The 20527-nt window shown below is 61.4% G+C and carries 17 protein-coding genes; 4 read left to right on the plus strand and 13 right to left on the minus strand.

Annotation, left to right across the window (positions count from 1 at the left end; translation table 11 throughout):
* Window positions 1-178: 178 nt before the first annotated feature.
* Genes FHX05_RS15210 through gcl form a run of 4 tightly spaced genes read right to left on the minus strand, consistent with a single transcriptional unit; the run spans window position 179 to window position 4974 of the window.
* Entirely contained in the window at window positions 179-1456 is a 1278-nt protein-coding gene (locus FHX05_RS15210; protein WP_183872686.1) for a glycerate kinase, read from the minus strand.
* A 15-nt stretch (window positions 1457-1471) separates the two neighbouring features.
* On the minus strand, window positions 1472-2356 hold the full coding sequence (gene glxR / locus FHX05_RS15215; protein WP_183872688.1) for a 2-hydroxy-3-oxopropionate reductase: 885 nt from the start codon (window positions 2354-2356) through the stop codon (window positions 1472-1474).
* A gap of 5 nt (window positions 2357-2361) precedes the next feature.
* Complete coding sequence (gene hyi / locus FHX05_RS15220; protein ID WP_183872690.1) at window positions 2362-3177, minus strand: hydroxypyruvate isomerase; 816 nt, start codon at window positions 3175-3177, stop codon at window positions 2362-2364.
* A 12-nt stretch (window positions 3178-3189) separates the two neighbouring features.
* Window positions 3190-4974, minus strand: a complete 1785-nt coding sequence (gene gcl, locus FHX05_RS15225; protein ID WP_183872692.1) for a glyoxylate carboligase — start codon at window positions 4972-4974, stop codon at window positions 3190-3192.
* A 35-nt stretch (window positions 4975-5009) separates the two neighbouring features.
* Here gcl and FHX05_RS15230 point away from each other — a divergent pair, with 35 nt between their 5' ends.
* Window positions 5010-5162 (plus strand): hypothetical protein, encoded by a 153-nt coding sequence (locus FHX05_RS15230; protein ID WP_183872694.1) that lies wholly within the window; start codon window positions 5010-5012, stop codon window positions 5160-5162.
* A gap of 5 nt (window positions 5163-5167) precedes the next feature.
* Window positions 5168-5995, plus strand: coding sequence for an HTH-type transcriptional regulator BhcR (gene bhcR, locus FHX05_RS15235; protein WP_183872696.1), 828 nt, complete (start codon window positions 5168-5170; stop codon window positions 5993-5995).
* 63 nt (window positions 5996-6058) lie between these two features.
* Here the strand turns inward: bhcR and guaD are convergent, their stop codons facing one another.
* Entirely contained in the window at window positions 6059-7405 is a 1347-nt protein-coding gene (gene guaD / locus FHX05_RS15240) for a guanine deaminase (RefSeq protein WP_183872698.1), read from the minus strand.
* Entirely contained in the window at window positions 7402-8640 is a 1239-nt protein-coding gene (locus FHX05_RS15245; protein WP_183872700.1) for a urate hydroxylase PuuD, read from the minus strand. Before FHX05_RS15245 ends, guaD begins: the two co-directional genes overlap by 4 nt.
* 156 nt (window positions 8641-8796) lie before the next feature.
* On the opposite strand from FHX05_RS15245, the gene FHX05_RS15250 reads away from it, so the two are divergent.
* Window positions 8797-9741 (plus strand): LysR family transcriptional regulator, encoded by a 945-nt coding sequence (locus FHX05_RS15250; protein WP_183872702.1) that lies wholly within the window; start codon window positions 8797-8799, stop codon window positions 9739-9741.
* Here FHX05_RS15250 and xdhC read toward each other — a convergent pair.
* From xdhC to uraH, 4 genes are read right to left on the minus strand one after another with little or no spacing between them, the layout of a single operon-like run.
* Window positions 9728-10579 (minus strand): xanthine dehydrogenase accessory protein XdhC, encoded by an 852-nt coding sequence (gene xdhC, locus FHX05_RS15255; RefSeq protein WP_183872704.1) that lies wholly within the window; start codon window positions 10577-10579, stop codon window positions 9728-9730. The genes FHX05_RS15250 and xdhC overlap by 14 nt on opposite strands.
* Before the next feature lie 4 nt (window positions 10580-10583).
* Complete coding sequence (gene xdhB / locus FHX05_RS15260) at window positions 10584-12938, minus strand: xanthine dehydrogenase molybdopterin binding subunit (protein ID WP_183872706.1); 2355 nt, start codon at window positions 12936-12938, stop codon at window positions 10584-10586.
* 3 nt (window positions 12939-12941) lie between these two features.
* Window positions 12942-14426 (minus strand): xanthine dehydrogenase small subunit, encoded by a 1485-nt coding sequence (xdhA, locus tag FHX05_RS15265; RefSeq protein ID WP_183872708.1) that lies wholly within the window; start codon window positions 14424-14426, stop codon window positions 12942-12944.
* Between the two features lie 3 nt (window positions 14427-14429).
* Complete coding sequence (gene uraH, locus FHX05_RS15270) at window positions 14430-14795, minus strand: hydroxyisourate hydrolase (protein ID WP_183872710.1); 366 nt, start codon at window positions 14793-14795, stop codon at window positions 14430-14432.
* Between the two features lie 580 nt (window positions 14796-15375).
* On the opposite strand from uraH, the gene FHX05_RS15275 reads away from it, so the two are divergent.
* Window positions 15376-15861, plus strand: coding sequence for an ureidoglycolate lyase (locus FHX05_RS15275; protein ID WP_183872712.1), 486 nt, complete (start codon window positions 15376-15378; stop codon window positions 15859-15861).
* Between the two features lie 151 nt (window positions 15862-16012).
* Here FHX05_RS15275 and FHX05_RS15280 read toward each other — a convergent pair whose 3' ends face one another.
* From FHX05_RS15280 to FHX05_RS15290, 3 genes are all read right to left on the minus strand, one after another.
* The gene (locus FHX05_RS15280) at window positions 16013-17305 is read right to left on the minus strand and encodes an NCS2 family permease (protein ID WP_183872714.1); all 1293 of its coding nucleotides are present in this window, start codon (window positions 17303-17305) and stop codon (window positions 16013-16015) included.
* A 452-nt stretch (window positions 17306-17757) separates the two neighbouring features.
* Entirely contained in the window at window positions 17758-19410 is a 1653-nt protein-coding gene (locus tag FHX05_RS15285; RefSeq protein WP_183872716.1) for a GMC family oxidoreductase, read from the minus strand.
* 30 nt (window positions 19411-19440) lie between these two features.
* Window positions 19441-20523, minus strand: coding sequence for an ATP-binding cassette domain-containing protein (locus FHX05_RS15290; protein ID WP_183872718.1), 1083 nt, complete (start codon window positions 20521-20523; stop codon window positions 19441-19443).
* Between the last annotated feature and the right edge of the window lie 4 nt (window positions 20524-20527).

A 20527-nucleotide genomic window follows, 5' to 3' on the forward strand; every position in this document is an offset into this window, starting at 1 on the left:
TTCCGAAACGATCTTGGAATAATATTCTCGTCAATGAAGGCGGAATTGAGCTCTGGCCGAGGCCCTCGTTAATTCAGAGCAGCTCTATGAGCCTCGGCGCCATAAGCTTTACCCGGCATTTCGTTGACTAGGTGACATCTGGCGTCTTGATGATTCCGATCGCCTGGGTCGCCTGGCCTCAATCCAGCGGGTCTAGAAGAATGGCACGGAAGTCGTTGATGTTCGTGCCGGTCGGTCCGGTGACGAATAGGTCATCGATCGCGGCGAAGGCCGACCAGCTGTCGTTGCGCTCCAGGAATTCGGCTGCATCCTTCTCTCGAGCGGCAAGCCGTGAAACGGTGGTGCCGTCGGCAAAGGCGCCTGCATTGTCTTCGGAACCGTCGATACCGTCCGTGTCGGCGGCAAGCGCCGAAATGCCCTTTTGGCCGGAAATGGCGCAGGCGAAGGATAGGAGGAACTCGCTGTTGCGGCCGCCTTTGCCTTTGCCCCTGATCGTTACCGTGGTTTCCCCGCCAGACAGAAGAAGCATGGGTTCTTGCGATGCCAGCCCCCGCTGCAGGATCTTGGCTACGATCGCCCCATGTTGACGACCGACTTCCGATGCTTCGCCCTCGATGGCATCGGAAAGCACGATCGTCTCGACGCCGGCCTTGCGGGCGACATCGGCAGCAGCATCCAGTGCGATAGCCGCCGAAGCAACGAGCTTTACCTCGTTGCGGGCGAAACGAGGGTCCGAGGGCAGGGGCGGCTCATCCGTGCCATCCTCGAGATGACGCATCACCGCGTCAGGTAAATCGAGACCATAATGTTCTATGATCGCAAGTGCATTGGCGCGGGTCGTCTGGTCGGGAATAGTCGGGCCGGAGGCAACCAGGGCGGGGTTGTCGCCGGGAATATCGGAAACGACCAGAGAGACGACGCGGGCCGGATGGGCAAGGGCCGCCAGCCGCCCTCCTTTGATACGCGAGACCTGCTTGCGCACGGCATTCATGGCGCCGATCGGTGCGCCGGAGGCAAGCAAGGCCCGGTTGACGGCGATCTCATCGACAAGCGTGAGATCGCCGGCCGGCGCGGGCAGCAGTGCCGAGCCGCCGCCGCAAATAAGGGCGACGACCAGATCGTCTTCGTTAAGACCGCTGACCGCAGCCATCAACCGCTCCGCTGCGAGCAGCCCTCTTTCATCCGGTACGGGATGGGCGGCTTCGAGAACCTTGATACGCTCACACGGCACGGCGTAGCCGTAACGCGTCACAACAACGCCGGAGAGCGGTGCATCCCAGAGACGCTCGAAGGCCCGAGCCATCTGCGCCGCTCCCTTGCCGGCACCGACCACCACCGTCCGGCCCCTCGGTTTTTCCGGCAGATGGGCGGCGAGCGCCTTGTCCGGATCGGCAGCCGCAACCGCTGCATAGAAGAGCCTTTCCAGAAAGGCGCGGGGATCGGCGATGTCAGGCATCGGGTCTCTCACATGTTACGCGACGGGATGGTTCGCCATGCGCTCCAGCGCCTTGACGAGACCGGAATGATCGAGCCCGCTATCGCCATTGGCGGCGCATTGGTTGAAAAGCTCCTGCGTTGCCGCAGTGTTCGGCAGCGAGACGCCGAGAGCCTTGGCGCCTTGCAGGGCAAGGTTCAAATCCTTCTGATGCAGGGAGATGCGGAACCCCGGTTCGAAGGTGCGCTTGATCATCCGTTCGCCATGCACTTCCAGGATGCGTGAGGAGGCAAAGCCGCCCATCAGGGCCGAGCGCACGCGGGCCGGATCGGCACCGGCCTTCGAGGCAAAGACGAGGGCCTCGGACACGGCCTCGATCGTCAATGCGACAATGATCTGGTTGGCGACCTTTGTGACCTGGCCATCGCCGCAATCGCCAACGAGCGTGATGTTCTTGCCCATCAGCTGGAAGAGCGGCAGCGCCCGCTCGAAGCTGGCTTCGGAACCGCCGGCCATGATCGAGAGCGAGGCGTTCTTGGCACCGACTTCGCCACCGGAGACGGGCGCGTCGACATATTCGGCGCCCGTTTCCCGAACCTTCCTGGCGAATTCCTTGGTCTCGATCGGCGAGATCGAGCTCATGTCGATGACGAGCTTGCCCTTGGACAAGCCGTAGGCAACCCCGTTCTCGCCGAAGAGCACGTCTTTGACCTCGGGCGTATCCGGCAGCATCAGGATGATGGTATCGACGGTTTCGGCGAGCGCCTTCGGCGTTTCGACAAATTGCAGGCCGTTGTCGAGCAGCTCCTGGCGCGGCGGAATCGAAAACTTCGATGTGACGACGATGTGGCCGGCATTTTGCAGGTGGCGCGCCATGGGGGTTCCCATGATGCCGAGGCCGATAAATCCGATATGTGCCATGGTTGTTAGCTCCTGATATTGAGAATGGCGGCGCCTTCGGCGTGGCGTCCGGCTGCGGCAAACCAGCCGAGCCCCGCCGCGGTCGTCGTGCGCGGCTTATATTCGCAGCCGATCCAGCCGTCGTAGCCGAGCGCATCGAGCGTTTCGAAGACAAAGGGGTAGGCGATCTCGCCGGTGCCTGGTTCGTTGCGACCCGGATTGTCGGCAAGTTGCACATGGGCGATCTGCGCCTGGTGCTTCTTGAAGGTGCCGATCAACTCGCCCTCCGTGCGCTGCTGGTGATAGAGGTCGTACTGAATGGACAGATTGTCGCTGCCGACTTCGGCGATGATCGAGGCCGCCTGGTCCGGCGTGTTGAGATAAAACCCCGGAATGTCGAACCTGTTGATCGGCTCGATCAGCAGCCGTATCCCATGCTTGCCGAGCTCTTCCGCCGCATATTTGAGGTTGACGACGAAGGTGGTCCGCAGCACCTCATCGGGCACGCCGGCCGGCGCGATGCCGGAAAGGCAGTTGACCTGTCTGCAGCCGAGCGTCGTCGCATAGTCGATCGCCGAGGCAACGCCGCGGCGGAATTCGTCGATGCGATCGGGCAGGATCGCGATCCCTCGCTCGCCGCCGGCCCAATTGCCGGCGGGCAGATTGTGCAGCACCTGGGTCAGGCCATGACGATCGAGTTCGGCGCGCAGCGCTTCCTTCGCAAAATCATAGGGAAAGAGATATTCGACGCCCTCGAAACCGGCCTTGGCGGCCAGCGCGAAGCGATCCAGAAACGGCGCCTCGGTGAAAAGCATAGTGAGATTGGCCGCAAACTTCGGCATGTTATTGCTCCTTCAGTCCAGCAGAGCGAGGATTGCGGTTGGGGCATCCTCGCCACGTTCGGCAAGTTCCTCGAACTCGACGACCGCATTGATGTCGGCGCCCATGGCGATGTTGGTGACGCGCTCCAGAATGAACTCGATGACGACGGGAACCTGATGCTCTGCCATCAGCTGCTTTGCTGTCGTGAACGCCTCTTGGAATTCGTTCGGGCTGCGCACCCGGATCGCCTTGCAGCCGAGCCCTTCGGCAACGGCGACATGGTCGACGCCATAGCCGGGTTCGGCGTTGTCAGTGGCATTGATGTTCTCGAAGGCGAGGCTGACCTCGAAATCCATGTTGAAGCCGCGCTGGGCCTGGCGAATGAGGCCGAGATAGGAATTGTTCACGACCACATGCAGATACGGAAGCTTGTGTTGCGCCCCAACCGCCAGCTCCTCGATGAGGAACTGGAAGTCGTAGTCGCCGGATAGGGCGACGATCGGGCGGTCCGGATCGGCAGCGCGCACGCCGAGCGCTGCCGGCAGCGTCCAGCCGAGCGGGCCTGCCTGGCCGCAATTGATCCAGTTGCGCGGCTTGTAGACATGCAGGAACTGCGCGCCGGCGATCTGGCTAAGTCCGATGGTCGAGACATAGCAGGTATCGCGGTCGAAAGCCTTGTTCATCTCCTCGTAAACGCGCTGCGGCTTCAGCGGCGTCTGGTCGAAATGCGTCTTGCGCAGCATGGTGCGCTTGCGCTCGCGGCATTCCTCCGCCCAGGTCGACCAATCGCGCAGCTTGCCTTCCGTCTTCCATTCCGTCGCAACGTCGAGGAAGAGCTTCAACGCAGCACCGGCGTCGGAGACGATGCCGAAATCCGGAGCGAAGACACGGCCGATCTGGGTCGGTTCGATATCGACATGCACGAAGGTCCGCCCCTCGGTATAGGTGGAGACATTGCCGGTATGGCGATTGGCCCAGCGATTGCCGATCCCGAAGACGAAATCGGAGGCAAGCAGCGTTGCATTGCCGTAGCGATGCGAGGTCTGCAGCCCGCACATGCCGGCCATCAATGGATGATCGTCCGGGATCGTGCCCCAACCCATCAGCGTCGGGATGACCGGAACGCCTGTGATCTCGGCGAATTCGACGAGCAGGTCGGAAGCATCGGCGTTGATGATACCGCCGCCCGCGACGATCAGCGGCCGTTCGGCCGCGTTCAGCATGGCGAGCGCTTTTTCTGCCTGTGCCCGCGTCGCCGATGGCCTGTAGGGTTCGAGTGAGGCATAGGTTTCGATATCGAACTCGATCTCGGCGAGCTGGACGTCCACAGGCAGATCGATGAGGACCGGGCCGGGGCGACCGGAGCGCATCGTGTGGAATGCCTTCTGGAAGACGTAAGGGACGAGCGCCGGCTCCATGACGGTCACGGCCCATTTGGTGACGGGTGCTGCTATCTTCGCGATATCGACGGCCTGGAAATCTTCCTTGTCGAGACGGGCGCGCGGCGCCTGGCCGGTAATGCAGAGGATCGGGATAGAGTCGGCCGAGGCCGAATAGAGACCGGTGATCATGTCGGTGCCGGCAGGTCCAGACGTTCCGATGCACACACCGATATTGCCCGCGCGGGCGCGGGTGTAGCCCTCGGCCATATGGCTTGCGCCCTCGACGTGGCGGGCAAGTACATGGCGGATCGAACCGCGTGCCTTCATCGCCGAATAGAAGGGGTTGATCGCAGCGCCGGGAACGCCGAAGGCGCAATTGACGCCTTCCTTTTCCAGAACCAGCACTGCGGCATCGACTGCGCGCATCTTCGCCATGGGAATTTCCTCCGTTTCTGGATCGAAGGTACCGCATGGGCGAACAAGTGCAATCTAAAAATGGAAATCAATCCCATCATATGGAAATAAACATTTTCAAGGAATCTGGAACAATCGCAGCGAAGCGGATATGTCATGAAGCCCAAGCGGGCCGCGCCGAATTGCGCGGCGTGCGTTCGGTAAAGTGAGCGTCATGGCGGAAAATCGGGAAAAGACGAGGGGCAGGCCGGGTCGGAAGCCGGCAGAGAATGCGGCGGCTTCATCCGTCCAGGTGCTCGATCGAAGTCTGAAACTCTTGGAGTTGGTGGCCGAAGCCGATGGCGCGGTTCTGACCGATCTCGCCGATAGATCGGCCATGGCGCCGTCCACCGTCCATCGGCTGCTGACTTCTCTCGCCCAGCACGGCATGGTGGCGCATGACGAGGAGACCGGCGCCTGGACGATCGGGGTGAAAGCCTTCGAGATCGGAACGGCCTATTTGCGCTTCCGCAAGCTCGGTACCATCAGCCGGCCTTTCCTCAAGCAGTTGATGGAGGCGTCTGGCGAGACCGCCAATATTGCCATCGAGGAAGATGGCGACGTCGTCTTCATCTCCCAGGCGGAAAGCCATGCGCCGATGCGCGCCTTTTTCCGTCCTGGTCGGCGTGGGCCGATCCATGCCTCCGGTATCGGCAAGGCGATCCTCTCCACCTGGGCGGACAGTCAGATCGGGGCCCTGCTCGGGGAGCGTTCGCTCCAGCATTTCACCGACAAAACCCGGGATACACTGCCTATGCTGCTTGCGGATATGGCCGAGATCCGCTCTCGCGGCTGGTCGATCGACGATGAGGAACACACGCTCGGCATGCGATGCGTCGCCGCGCCGATCTTCGACGAATATGGCGAGGCTATTGCCGGAATCTCGATTTCAGGTCCGGCCGTGCGGCTGCCGGATGAAAGGGTCGCGGCGCTCGGTCCGGTTGTGCGGGCCGCGGCAGAAGAATTGACGAAGGCAATGGGCGGAAAATCGAAGCGGGTATAAAAACGCCTTCGCCATCGTCTCTCTTCCAGAGACGATGGCGTTGACGGCCCGCCGCATAGTGGGTCAGGCGAACTGCAGTTGTTCGCGTACTGCCGCTTCCGGCGTTCGATTGCTTCTGGTTTTCATCGCTTTACCCGCGACATAGACTTCGGCGACGCAGCGATCGTCGCCCATGGTCTGCAGGATAAAGAGCTCCTCGGCCAATGAGGTCGCGGTGCGCATGCGGAATTCCATCGCCGACTTGGCGCGGGAATCAAGCACGACGATATCGGCGTCCGCGCCCGCCTGCAGCGAGCCGATCTGCTTTTCGAGCCCGAGTGCGAGAGCGTTGCCGCGTGTCATGCGATAGAAGGAATTGAATGGCGTCAGCCGCTGCCCCTGCAGGTGCAGCACCTTGTAGGCCTCATCCATCGTTTCCAGCATCGAGAAGCTGGTGCCGGCGCCGACATCGGTTGCAACGGACCAGCGTGCACCGACCTTGTCGAACTGAGCGGCATTGAAGAGCCCCGAGCCTAGGAAGAGGTTCGAGGTCGGGCAGAAGACACCCACCGCGCCCGTCTCCGCAAGCACCGCGACTTCCCGTTCGCTCATGTGGATGCAATGGCCGAGCAGCATGCGGTCGTTGAGCAGACCGTAGCGGGCATAGATATCCGTATAATCCTTGGCCTCGGGATAAAGAGAGGTAGCAAAGGCGATCTCGTCCCGATTTTCCGAGAGATGCGTCTGAACGTAGCAATCCGGGTGTTCGGCAACGAGAGCCTTGCTCATTTCCATCTGCTCGGGCGTCGAGGTAATCGCAAAGCGTGGGCTGACGGCATAATGCGCGCGGCCGCGGCCGTGCCATTTCGCAATCAACCGCTTCGTCTCGTCATAGCCGCGCTGCGGCGTATCGCGCAGTGGATCCGGCGCGTTGCGGTCCATCATCACCTTGCCGCCGATCATGCACATGCCGCGCGCTTCGGCTGCCGCGAAATAGGCATCGACGCTTTCCGGGTGCACCGAACAATAGGCGACGGCCGTCGTCGTGCCGTTGGATAGGAGTTCGTCCATGAAACGGTCCGCCACTTCGGCCGCATGGGCGGCGCGGGCGAACTTCTGTTCCTCGACGAAGATATAGGTGTTCAGCCATTCGAGCAGTTGCGCGCCATAGGAGGCGATCGCCTGCGTCTGCGGGAAATGAAGGTGCGTGTCGATAAAGCCCGGCAGGATAAGGTTCGGGCGATGGTCCGCGATCCGGATACCGGCGTCTGCCAGCTTGCGAATGTCGCCATAGGCACCGATATCAACAATCTTGCCATCGCGAACATAAACCGCGCCATCCTCGATGTAACGATAGGAGATGGTATCGTCGATGCCCTGCGGTTCGGCAAGGAAGGTCAGCACACGGCCGCGGATCAGGACTTCATTCATCGGGTTTTCTCCCCATTGATGGCATTTTCGTACCAGGAGACGAGCAGCCGGCGCTCCTCGTCGGTTATGTGCGAGGCGTTGGCGGGCGGCATGGCATGGCTGCGGCCAGCCTGCAGGTAGATCTCGCGCGCATGGGCGGCGATGTCGCGGTCGGTCTCGAACATCACGCCCTTCGGCGGCGCAACGATCCCCTCCCAGCTCGGCTCCTTCGCATGGCACATGGAGCAGCGTCCCATCACGGTGTCGCGGACCTTCGGGAAATCCTGCGCCGTGATGAAGGGCTGCTGGATGGCAGAGACCTTCGTTGTTGGTTCGCCGGCCAGGATCTTCGGCACCGTGGAGAGCCACATGATGATGATGAACAGGATGACGGTGGCAAGCCAGGTCCAGGTCGGGTTACCGGCATTGGCGTGCCGGGTGTTGAACCAGTGGCGGATCGTGACCCCCATCAGGAAGACGAGCGAGGCGATGATCCAGTTGAACTGCGTGCCGAACGCCAGCGGATAGTGGTTCGACAGCATCAGGAACAGCACCGGCAGCGTCAGGTAGTTGTTATGCGTCGACCGCTGCTTGGCGATCCTGCCGTATTTAGCATCTGGCGTGCGCCCGGCAAGCAGGTCGGCGACAACGATCTTCTGGTTCGGAATGATGATGAAGAATACGTTGGCCGACATGATCGTCGCCGTGAAGGCGCCGAGATGCAGGAAGGCGGCGCGGCCGGTAAACAGATGCGTATAGCCCCACGCCACTGCCACCAGAATGAAATAGAGCGCCACCATCAGCCGCGTATTGTCATTGCCAAAGGGCGACTTGCAGATCAGGTCGTATAGGAGCCAGCCGCCTGCGATCGAGCAGAGCGAAATGGCGATCGCCACCGGCTTGGAAACGTCAAGCACGGCCGGGTCGATCATATAGAGGTCGGCGCCGGCATAATAGACGAGACAGAGCATGCCGAAGCCCGACAACCAGGTGACGTAGCTCTCCCATTTGAACCAGACGAGATGATCAGGCATGTTGGCCGGCGCTACCAGATATTTCTGGATATGGTAAAAGCCGCCGCCGTGGACCTGCCACTCCTCTCCGTAGGCTCCCGGCGGCAGTGCCGGATGTTTTTTCAGGCCTAGGTCAAGTGCTACGAAATAGAACGACGAGCCAATCCAGGCGATGGCGGTGATGACGTGCAGCCAGCGGACGGCAAATGTCAGCCAGTCCCAGGCGATGGCATATTCATACATGGGAACTCCTCCCGGCCTTCATAGGCCCGATCTTTACGGGACTGTTTGCCATCGCGTGATTTTCTCGAAAATCCCAGTGAATCCGCCAACACTTTCAAAAAAATCTATAAGATGAACCCTGGTTTGTTCCGCGTGCCGATGTGGTAGAAAGGTGCCATGTCCTATCTCGATAATGTCCGTGTCTTCGTTCGCGTGGTCGAACTCGGTACTCTCTCGGCAGCGGGACGCGACCAGCGCGTCACGCCTGCGGTCGCGAGCAATCGCATCAAGGAGCTCGAGCGCCATCTTGGCGTGCGCCTCTTCAACCGCACCACGCGTAAGCTCTCGCCGACCGAGCATGGCCGCGTTTTCTACGAAAAGGCGGTGAAGATCATCGAGGCTGTCAATGAGGCGGAAGCGGCGATCGCCGATCTCTCACGCAATCCGAAGGGTTCGCTGAGGATCACCGCGCCACTCGGCATCGGCCGAAGGCTGATCGCCTCGGGCATTCCGGAGTTTCACGACAAATATCCGGATATCGAAGTACGCCTGCGCCTGTCGGATCACAATGTCGATATCCTTGCGGAGGGTGTCGACGTCGCCTTCAAGCTCGGCGTCTTGGAAGATTCCAACCTGCGCATGCGCGGCATCCTCAACTGCGAGCGCGTGCTGTGTGCTTCGCCGACCTATCTCGCGCGCCGCGGCGTACCGGCGCGCGCGGATGCTCTAATTGCCGACAAACACGACTGTCTTCTGCTGCGCTATCCTGGCTCGAAGGAATATTACTGGACGCTGATGACCGCAGAAGGCCCCCGCAAATTCGAAGTCGCGGGCCCCTATGACAGCGACGACGGCGACGTGCTCACCCAATGGGCGCTGGAAGATCGCGGCATCATCAACAAACCGCTGTTCGAGGTGAAGGCCTATCTGAAAGAAGGGCGATTGGTCGAGATCCTGAAGGAGAGCCCTCCGGCGCCGGTTCAACTTGCGGCCATCTATCCGCACAAACGGTTTCAGGACCCCAAGGTGCGGCTGATGATCGACTTCATGGCGGAGCGCTGCCAGCGGCTGATCGGCAAGCTGCTCGAAGATGAGCCCGCCGCTGTGGCTACGGGCGGTTAACGCTGCCCGCAAACCTTGCGTGATCAGCCGTCCAGCTCAGCGCTGCCGTCATGATCTCGGCGGCCGCCAGTGTAGCGATGACGGTCGGACGTTTGTCTTTCACAGCCGTTCCGCCGATCGGGCAGATGAGGCGATCGAAAAGCTCCGTCTCGCCGCTTTCGCGCGACAGCCAGTTGCGGAAGGTGGCGCGCTTCGTCTTGGAGCCGATCATGCCGACATAGGCGGCATCCGAGCGCTTGAGCGCTTCTGCGGCAATCAGGAAATCGAGCGCGTGGTCATGAGTGAGGATGACGAAGCTGCTGCCGGCGGGCGCATCGCGCACCACGGCTTCCGGCATGGCTGTGAGACAGGTCTCGATGCGCGGCACGTTGGAGGCAATCAGCTCCTCTTCCCGCGTATCGACAAGCACCACGCGTAACGGTGCCAGCGAAAGCGCCATGGCGAGGGCATCGCCGACATGGCCGGCGCCGAAAACATAGACATGTGGGCGTGCGGCCATCTCGCGGTCGCTCCGAGCTATGAGGTCATTCGCAAGCTTCGGGTTAAGCGTGGTGAAGGCGAGGCCCACCCGGCCGCCGCAGCACTGGCCGATCTCCGGACCGAGCGGTACGTTCATCGGCTCCGCCGCAAGGCCGGAGCGCAGTGTCCGTCGTGCCTGGTCGATCGCCATATACTCCAGTGCGCCGCCGCCGATCGTCGCAAAGATTGCCCGTTCCGATACCAGCATCCAGGCATCCGCATCGCGCGGCGCGGAACCTGCGACCCCCGTCACCTCGACGAGCATCGATGCCGGTTCGCGGCGCAGGAAATCCCGGATATCTTCACGGGCGGCAGGCATGATCTTACTCCTTCTTCGCCGCCTTGAGGCGCTCGATCGCCATCAGCACCCGTTCGGGCGTTGCCGGCGCGTCGAGACGCGGGCAGATCTTATGGTCGGCGACGCTCGCCACGGCATCCGAAAGCGCATGCAAGACGGAAAGCCCGAGCGGCAGCGGCGGTTCGCCCACGGCCTTGGAACGATGGATCGTCGGTTCATGGGCCTCCGACCAATCGGTCAGGGCTACATTGAAAATCTTCGGGCGGTCGGATGCAAGCGGGATCTTGTAAGTCGAGGGCGCGTGCGTTCGAAGACGCCCCTCGCCATCCCACCAATGCTCCTCCGTCGTCAGCCATCCCATGCCCTGGATGAAGCCGCCCTCGACCTGACCGATATCGATGGCCATGTTCAGGGAGCGTCCGGTATCGTGGAGGATATCGGTGCGTTCGACCACATATTCCCCCGTCAGCGTATCGATCGATACTTCCGAGCACGCCGCGCCATAGGCATAGTAGTAGAAGGCGTGGCCACGGCCCGCCTTGCGGTCCCAATGGATCTTCGGTGTCTTGTAGAAGCCGGCGGCTGAAAGCTGGACGCGGGCCATATAGGCTTTCTTGACGAGATCGTCGAACGGCATCTCGATGTCGCCGATGCGCACCCGGTTGGGCAGGAAGAGAACCCGGTCGCGCGGCACGTGATGGCTTTCCGCGGCAAAGGCGATCAGTCGTTCCTTGATCTGGCGTGCAGCGTTCTGCGCCGCCATGCCGTTAAGATCGGCGCCGGAAGAAGCAGCCGTTGGTGAGGTGTTCGGCACCTTGGCTGTCGTCGTCGCGGTGATCTTTACCCGGTCGAGATCGATCTGGAACTCTTCCGCCACGACCTGCGCCACCTTCAGATGCAGGCCTTGTCCCATTTCGGTGCCGCCATGATTCATGTGCACGGAACCGTCGCTATAAACATGCACCAGCGCGCCGGCCTGGTTCGATTCCGTCTTGGTGAAGGAAATGCCGAATTTCACCGGGGTCAGCGCGATGCCGCGCTTGACGATACGGCTCCTGGCGTTGAATTCGGAAATTGCCTTGCGGCGCCCGGCATAATCTGCGCTTTCTTCCAGTTCGGCAACGATGCGCTGGATGATGCAGTCCTCGACCTTCTGGTGATAGGGGGTGAGGTTGCGTTCGCCTTGAACGCCCATTGCGTCGTAGAAATTCAGCTTGCGGATGTCGAGCGGGTCCTTGCCGACAGCGAAGGCGACTTCGTCGATGACACGTTCGGCGCCCACCATTCCCTGCGGGCCGCCGAAGCCGCGGAAGGCCGTGTTGGAGACGGTGTTGGTATAGAGCGGCGCCGACTTCGCCCGCACATGTGGAAAGAAATAGGCATTGTCGCAATGAAACAGCGCGCGATCGCCCACGGGACCGGAGAGATCGGCGGAAAATCCGGCGCGCAGCGCGAAGGTGTAATCGACGCCGAGGATGCGGCCTTCATCGTCGAAGCCGACATCGTAGTCGATGGCAAAATCATGCCTTTTGCCGGTCGCCACCATGTCTTCATCGCGGTCGAGCCGGATCTTGACGGCACGCTTCAGCTTCTTTGCGGCGATGGCCGCGATCGCAGCACACTGGTTTGCCTGGGTTTCCTTGCCGCCGAAGCCGCCACCCATACGGCGAACCTCGATCGTAACAGCATTGCTCGGGACGCCCAGCGCGTGGGCGACCATATGCTGCGTCTCGCTCGGGCCTTGGGTGGAGCAATAGACGACGACCTCGTCATCCTCGCCGGGCACGGCAAGCGAGACCTGGCCTTCAAGATAGAAGTGATCCTGGCCGCCCAGCCGCATGCGGCCCTTCACGCGGCGCGGAGCGCTGTTGAGGGCGGCATCCGCATCGCCGCGCTTCAGCGTAAGCGGTGTAACCACCTGCCGATGGGTCGAAACGTCGAGATCCCAGATGTCGATATCGGCCGGCAATTCCTCGTATTCGATCTTTGCCAGCTTTGCGGCGCGGCGGGCCTGCTCACGCGTTTCGGCGATCACGCAGAAGATCGGCTGACCATGAAACTCGACCTTGCCGGCGGCAAGCACCGGGTCGTCGTTCATGTAGGAGGGGGAGATATCGTTGACGCCAGGCACGTCCTCATGGGTGAGCACGGCGACCACGCCGGGCGCGGCGCGCACTTCTGTCAGATTGACGGATTTCAGGATGCCGTGCGCAACGGTGGATAGGCCAAGCCCTGCATGCAGCGTTCCGGTCGGTTCGGTAATGTCGTCGATATAAACGGCGGCACCGGAAACATGTTTGTGCGCGGAGTCATGACGGGGGCTGGTATGAACCCCGCCAACGATGGTTTCGGCCTTGATGTCTGAAGCGTGTTTGTTCATGGCCTATGCCGCCTCATATCTAGACACCTGAACCGGTGCCTCATTGGACGTCGTTTCCAGGAAGAAGCGCAGCAGAAGGTTCCTTGCCGCCAGCGCACGATATTCCGCCGTGGCGCGCATGTCGGTCAGCGGCGCGTAATCCTCGGCATATTTCTCCATAGCCAGATTTACAGTTTGCTCGTTCCAGGGCTGGCCGAGCAATGCCTTTTCGACGGCGAAAGCCCGCTTTGGCGTTGCGGCCATGCCGCCATAGGCGATCCGGATTTCGGCAACCGTGCCATCTTCGCCAAGTGTCAGCCGGAAGGCGCCGAGCGTGGCGGTAATGTCCTCGTCCCGGCGCTTCGTCACCTTGTAGATGGCGAATTTCTCCGAAGCTGCAGGAACCGGAATATGCACGGCTTCGACGAATTCGCCGGGCTGGCGGTCCTGTTTGCCATAGGCGATGAAGAAGTCTTCAAGCGCGATGGTGCGCCGGACGGCGCCCTTGCGCAAGGTCAGGGATGCCCCGAGTGCGATCAAGGCTGGCGGCGTATCGCCGATCGGCGAACCATTGGCGATGTTGCCGCCGATCGTGCCCATGTTGCGCACCTGCTGGCCGCCGATGCGGGTAATCAGCGGCCCGAGCGCCGGAATATGCTGCGACAGCGTCGCGATCGCCTCCGAATAGGTGACGCCGGCGCCGATGGTGACGAGCCCGTCTTTCACCCCGATCGATTTCAATTCCTGCAGCCCGGCAACGAAGACGACCGGCGTGATGTCGCGCATGTGCTTGGTGACCCAGAGGCCGACATCGGTCGAGCCGGCCACCACGGTTGCCGTCGGCGATGCCTTCAGAAACGATGCGAGATCATCAAGGTCCGCCGGCACAATAAGCCGATTACGACCCTCGCCGATTTCGACGCGGGCGCCGTCGCGAAGGGCCTGCAGGCGCGCGATCATGGTTTCGCGCTCTATCAGCAGCGGGTCGTCTTGTGTCCCGCCATAGCTGGAGATGGAGCGGGCAGCGCGCAGGATCGGCTCATAGCCGGTGCAGCGACAGAGATTGCCCTGGAGCGCCGTTTCGATCTGCTCGTCCGTCGGGTTCGGCGTCTGCATCCAAAGTCCGTAGAGCGACATGACGAAACCTGGCGTGCAGAAGCCGCATTGCGAACCGTGAAAGTCGATCATGGCTTGCTGCACCGGATGCAGGTGCTCGTCGCTCGGGGCGAGATGCTCGACGGTGACCACGTGACAGCCGTCCAGTGAGCCAAGGAAGCGAATGCAGGCGTTGACGCCCTCGTAAACGAGGCCGCCCGCTGGCGTCAGCCGCCCCACAAGCACGGTGCAGGCGCCGCAGTCGCCCTCGGCGCAGCCTTCCTTGGTGCCCTTCAGCGAGCGGGAGAGGCGCAGCCAGTCAAGCAGCGTCTGGTCTGGTGCCACGTCGGTAAGAACGACGTCCCGGCCGTTGAGAATGAAACGAAGTTCGGAGCGGATTGTCGTCGATGTCATCGCTCAGCTCCCACGGTAGGTGGAATAGCTGTAGGGCGAGAGGAGGAGCGGCACATGGTAATGCGCGCGTTCGTCGGCAAGACCGAAACGGATCGGGATGATGTCTAGAAACATTGGGCCATCCGATGCGCGACGGAGATAGTCGCCGGCATGAAAGCGCAACTCATAGATGCCCGCCTGCATGGTTTCTCCCGACAGCAGCGGCGCATCGCAGCGACCGTCGTCGTTGGTCTCCGTAGACTTCACGAGGTCCAGTGCATCGCCCTCGATCCGGTAGAGTTCGATGCGCAGGCCCCGGGCGGGCTTGCCAAGCGCCGTATCCAATACATGGGTCGTGAGCCGTCCGGCTCCTGGCGAGTGAGACTGCATGCTTTTCTCCCGAACGTAGCGCTCCTGTCTCTACTATCGGCCAGGCCCATTCCCATGAAAAGCAGCTGTAACCTTCGAGACTTTCAAAATTTCCAAGGGGAATAGCGCGCGCGATTTGCGGTTAGACATTGGGTATCGAAGACGTTTGGAGGAACGTTTCATACGATGTCGCGGCGGGACGGATGAGCTCGACTTGCGCATTTCGCATGCACTGAGGCGTCGAAATACGTGCCGATATCGCGATATGCATTTCATGAAAAGGCAGGTTTTCGCCGGTCTCGCTGCATGGCGGAAGTAATGAGTGCGCCGATTTTCGGCTGGCCCTGATGGGTGTCAGTTTGAGACGCTTGGTGGCAGAAAAACCTTGCCGCAACTGGCGGGAAACCGATGTCGTGGTCTTCGCGATCAGCGTCGGCAGTGATCGACCATGGAAATAGCCGCCGCATGGCGGCTGCCGGAGTGCCAGCCGCGCTCCGGTCGATTTCTGCTGCCCGCACCGCGGGTCAGGCGTCGAACCCAAGCGAACATATCGTCGATCGAGGAAGAGATGACTTCGGAGAATGGAAACGGGAGACCATGAATGAAAGTGATCGAAATTCAACCGCTGACAAGAGCCGCATTCGCGTCTTTCGGCGATGTGATCGAAATGGAGGGTGCGCACAGCTATCCCATCAATGCCGGCAAATGCGTTCGCTACCATGACCTCGCAAAGGTCGAAGCGATCGGCGAGGAGGCACGTACGATGATCAGCTGGCTGCGCGGCGAACCCTATGCGCTGCCATTGGAGCTGAAGATGGTCGAGCGGCATCCCCTCGGCAGCCAGGCCTTTGTGCCGCTGACCTGCAATCCATTCCTCGTCGTTGCAGCGCCGCAGACGAACAATGGTCCGGGCGAGCCGGTGGCGTTCCGCACCAGGCCCGGCCAGGGCGTCAATATCTGGCGCAATGTCTGGCACGGTATTCTGACGCCCCTCGATGGTGTCTCCGACTTCATCGTCATCGATCGCGGCGGCAAGGGCGTCAATCTCGAGGAGCATTTCTATGAGGAGACGTTTTTGATCCGCTGAAAGGAGCTGGATCGGTTCAGATGTTGGAAGGGGCGCTGCCATCGCAACGCCCCTTATTTGCTAGAGCAAGTTCCCGCTTCCAACGGCTCTCGAATGCCAAAAGACCGGGTCGTTCCAGCGAATGATCCGGTCTTGCATTTAATATCCACCGTTAATCCGCAAAGAAGGCGAAGCGTACGACGAACAGGGCGGCGACGATCTGCGTTGCCGGATGCAGCATCGACCAGCGGCCGGTGAAGACCTTCACGGCGACATAGGTGATGAAGCCGAAGGCAAGGCCGTTGGCGATCGAGTAGGTGAAGGGCATGGCAAGCGCGGTGATTGCCGCCGGTGCCGCCTCTGTCAGGTCATCCCATTCGATCTCGGTCAGCTCGCGCATCATCAGGCCGGCGACATAGAGCAGCGCCGGAGCCGTCGCATAGGCGGGAACGGAAGCTGCGAGCGGCGAGAAGAAGAGGGCGGCGATGAAGAGGGCGGCGATGGTGATCGCGGTCAGGCCTGTGCGGCCGCCAGCCTGCACGCCCGAAGCGCTTTCCACGAAGGCTGTCGTGCTGCTCGTGCCCATCAGCGAGCCGGCGACGATGGCGGCGCTGTCGGCAAGCAGAGCCCTACTTAAGCGGTTCGGCTTTCCGTCCTGGATCAGGTTCGCACGCTTGGCGATGCCGATCAGCGTCCCGGTGGCGTCGAAGACTTCGACCAGCACGAAGACGAGGATGATATGAACCAGACCGCCATGGAGAGCGCCGACGATGTCGAGTTGCAAAAAGGTCGGCATGATGGACGGCGGCGCCGAAACGATGCCGTGAAACTGGCTGACGCCAAGGATCCAGGAGAGAATGGTGACGGCGAGAATGCCGATGAGGATCGAACCTCTTATTTTCAGCGCATCGAGAACGGCGATGACGAAGAAGCCGAAGATTGCGAGAAGGGGGCCGGTCTGCTTCAGGTCGCCGAGGCCGATGAGGGTCGCCTTGTTTGCAACGACGATGTCAGCGCTCTTCAGCGCGATGATCGCCAGAAAGAGACCGATACCTGCGGCAATCGCACTCCTCAGCGAATGCGGGATACCGGCGATCAGCCAGCTGCGCACGCCGGTCACCGTCAGCAGAACGAAGATGCAACCGGAGATGAAAACCGCTCCGAGCGCCTGCTGCCAGGTAAAGCCGAGTGCGGCAACGACGGTGAAGGCGAAGAAGGCATTGAGTCCCATGCCCGGCGCCATGCCGATCGGCCAATTGGCAACAAGGCCCATGACGATCGAACCGAGCGCGGCTGCGAGACAGGTGGCGACAAAGACTGCATTGCGGTCCATGCCAGTCGTCGACAGAATATCCGGATTGACGAAGATGATGTAGGACATCGTCAGGAACGTCGTGACGCCTGCGATGAGCTCGGTGCGCACGGATGTACCGTGCTCACTCAATTTGAAAAGTCGTTCAAGCATTGTTCCTCCCTAAGCGTTCCCGACGCTCGTGAAATCATGGGGCTTGCCCGCATCTCCTCCAGATGCGGGCCGCGAGAAGCGGCTTTCAACGCTTCGTGGCGAGGGGGGATTGTGCGCTTTTAATGGCTTTGCGCGCTAGAGCCGGATTTCCCTGCAATTCGCGAAAGACATTCTAAATTTTCGAGCTATTTCCGCGCGAATTTCTTCCGGTTTCGGAGCCGTTACTTGATGGTCGAAGCCATCCCTCCGTCCTGCACCAGCGCTTCGTGCGGTGCGGGCAAGAAGATATGTATGCTATCTATAGCCGGAAGGTGACAAAGCCAAACTATTTCCATCGCCTGGCGAAACCGTGAAGGCCACACAGACAGCGGCTATGAAGGATTGCGGCGAGCCCGGTAACCAAAATGGAAGGCTACCGAAGGCGGAGCGCACTCAATCCGGCTGGACGCCGATCATATCTGACCGGCGCGATATTGATCGGCGATGTTTCTGCAGGCGCGGATGGTCAGGGCCATCACGGTCAGCGTGGTGCCGGCAATGCCGCTGCCCGGAAAGGCGGAAGCATCCGTCACGAGCAAGTTGGGTATGTCCCAGCTCTGGTTATGGGCGTTGAGGACGGATTCCTGGCTCGATGTCCCCATGCGTGCACCGCCGGTTTCGTGGATGGCGGCGCCCATGCACATGGTCTTGCGGAACCATGTGCGGAACATGAAACGGCTGAACGGATCGGCATCCGGGAAGGCGCCACGGCCCATTTCTCTAAGGCCGGTGGGCGAGCCGATGAATTCCAGCTCGCCGCCGACGCCACGGATCATCTCGATCAGCACCTCTTCCTGCCGGCGCAGCAGGGTGTATTCCTCCTCGCCCATGGCACATCGGATATGAGGAACGGGGATCCCCCAGGCATCCTTCCGTCGTGCATCGAGCGTGATGCGATTGTCGGCATAGGGCAGCATGCGGCCGAAGCCGAAGAAGGCCAGCCGCGAAGGCTCGTCATCCGGCGTCGGGGCTCGACCGATGCTTCCCTGATAGTCGAAATCATCACGACCGGCATCGCCCTCTCCAAAGCGCGGGACGAAGATGCCGCCGGAGGGATTGTAGAAGGGATCGACAGGCGCGGAATCATCGGCCGCCCATCCCTTCGCCTTGGAGAAGGAGCCGAAGGCAAGACATGGAAGCTGATCCATGAAATAGCGCCCGAGTGCGCCCGAGCTGTTGCCAAGCCCATGGGGATGGCGAGCGCTGGACGAATTGAGAAGTAGCCGCACGCTTTCGATCGGCGATGCCGAGAGCACGACAATGGCTGCTCGGGCGGCCTCGACCTTGCCGGTCACTCGATCGATGAACTCGGCACCCGTCGCCCGGCCGCCGGCATCGTCGGTGGTGATACGGCGCACGATGGCGTCATGGCGGATCGTCAGCCGTCCGGTCGCCAACGCCTCTCGTAGCGGCTTCGGCGTACGCTCGGCGTCGGGCGCGATATACCGCCAGGAAACCACATGCCGCTTGGGCCAACGTCCCTCGACTTCGGTCTTGAAAGTCTCTTCGGCCGGCGTCAGCTTTGCCGGATGGGCGTAGACGCCGTCGGGCAATGTGTCCACGCCATCCTCATTGCCATAAAGGCCAAGGCTGGTTTCGACCTCCGCATAGTAGGGAGCGAGCTCGTCATAGGAAAGCGGCCAGTCGACGCCCCTGCCGGTCTTCGACCGGATCTTGAAATCGTCGTCGGTCCAGCGCAGCAGCACTCGGCCAAAGCTATGCAGGCGGCCGCCGCCCTGACGGCCTCGTATCCACAGGAACGGCGCATCCTTCGGCGTCGTATAGGGGTTCTTGCGATCGTTCACGAAGAAATGGCTGAAGCGCTCGGTAAAGAAGGCGGCGCGCGCCTGGATGGGCTGGCCCTTTAGCGTGGCGCGTGCGCGCTCCCAGATATTGATGCTGCTCGCCGGCGCCTTCTTGCGGTTCGGATCGAAATCTTTCTGCGTCACCGCGGGGCCGGCTTCGAGCAGCAATACCGACAGCCCTTGGGCAGTTAATTCCTTGGCGGCGAAGGAGCCGGCGGCGCCGGAGCCGATCACCAGCGCGTCATAGACAGTCTGAGACATGGATAATTTCCGTATGCTGTGAAAATGGTCTTAAAGACGGGTGCCGTCAGCGCCGAAGAGGGAGGCCTTGGCGATATCGAGGCCGGGTGCGATCGCCGTACCCGGCTGCAGGATGGCATCTCCCATGATGCGGTAGGAGAGGCTTTGGCCCGCCCAATCGAACCACAGCACAGTATCGGCGCCCATCGGTTCGACGACCGAGACGGTGCCGGGAATGGTGGGCCAACCCGCGTCAGCGCCATTCGGGGCGATATGTTCCGGCCGGATGCCGAGCGTCACGGGACCTGCCTTGGCGGCGCTGAGGAAAGGATAGCCGGCTAGATCGATGGCAAGCCCGTTGCTTTCGAAGACCGGCGTGCCCCCTTTCAAGACGATCTCGCCCTCGATGAAATTCATCGCCGGCGCGCCGATGAAGCCGGCGACGAAGAGATTGGCGGGGCGGTGGTAGATTTCGGACGGGCTGGCGAGCTGCTGGATCACGCCGTCCTTCATGATGGCGATACGATCGGCAAGGGTCAGTGCCTCGACCTGATCATGCGTGACATAGATCATCGTGTTGCCGAGGCTCTGGTGCAGCTTCTTGATCTCGACGCGCAGCTCGTTGCGAAGCTTGGCGTCGAGATTGGACAGCGGTTCGTCGAACAGGAAGACGTTGACCTCGCGCACAAGGGCGCGGCCGATGGCGACACGCTGGCGCTGGCCGCCCGACAATTCCGAAGGGCGGCGATCGAGCAGCTTGTCGAGGTGCAGAAGCGAAGCCGTGCGGGCGATGCGCGCCTCGATCTCGGCTTTGGGAAGACCCGCCACGCGCAGGCCGAAGGACAGGTTCTTGCGCACCGACATGCGGGGATATAGCGCATAGGACTGGAAGACCATGCCGATGCCGCGATCCTTCGGCTCGGCCCAGGTGACGTTCTTGTCCGATATCCAGATTTCGCCGTCGCTGATGTCCTGCAGGCCGGCGATGGAGTTGAGCAGGGTCGACTTTCCGCAGCCGGAGGGGCCGAGTAGAACCAGGAATTCCCGAGGCGCGATGTCGATCGACATCTTGTCGATGACGGTGTGATCGCCATAGGCGATCTTGAGATCCTTGACCGAGACGGCAGGCTGCATGGCG

The sequence above is a fragment of the Rhizobium sp. BK491 genome (assembly GCF_014194925.1).
GTDB lineage: Bacteria > Pseudomonadota > Alphaproteobacteria > Rhizobiales > Rhizobiaceae > Rhizobium.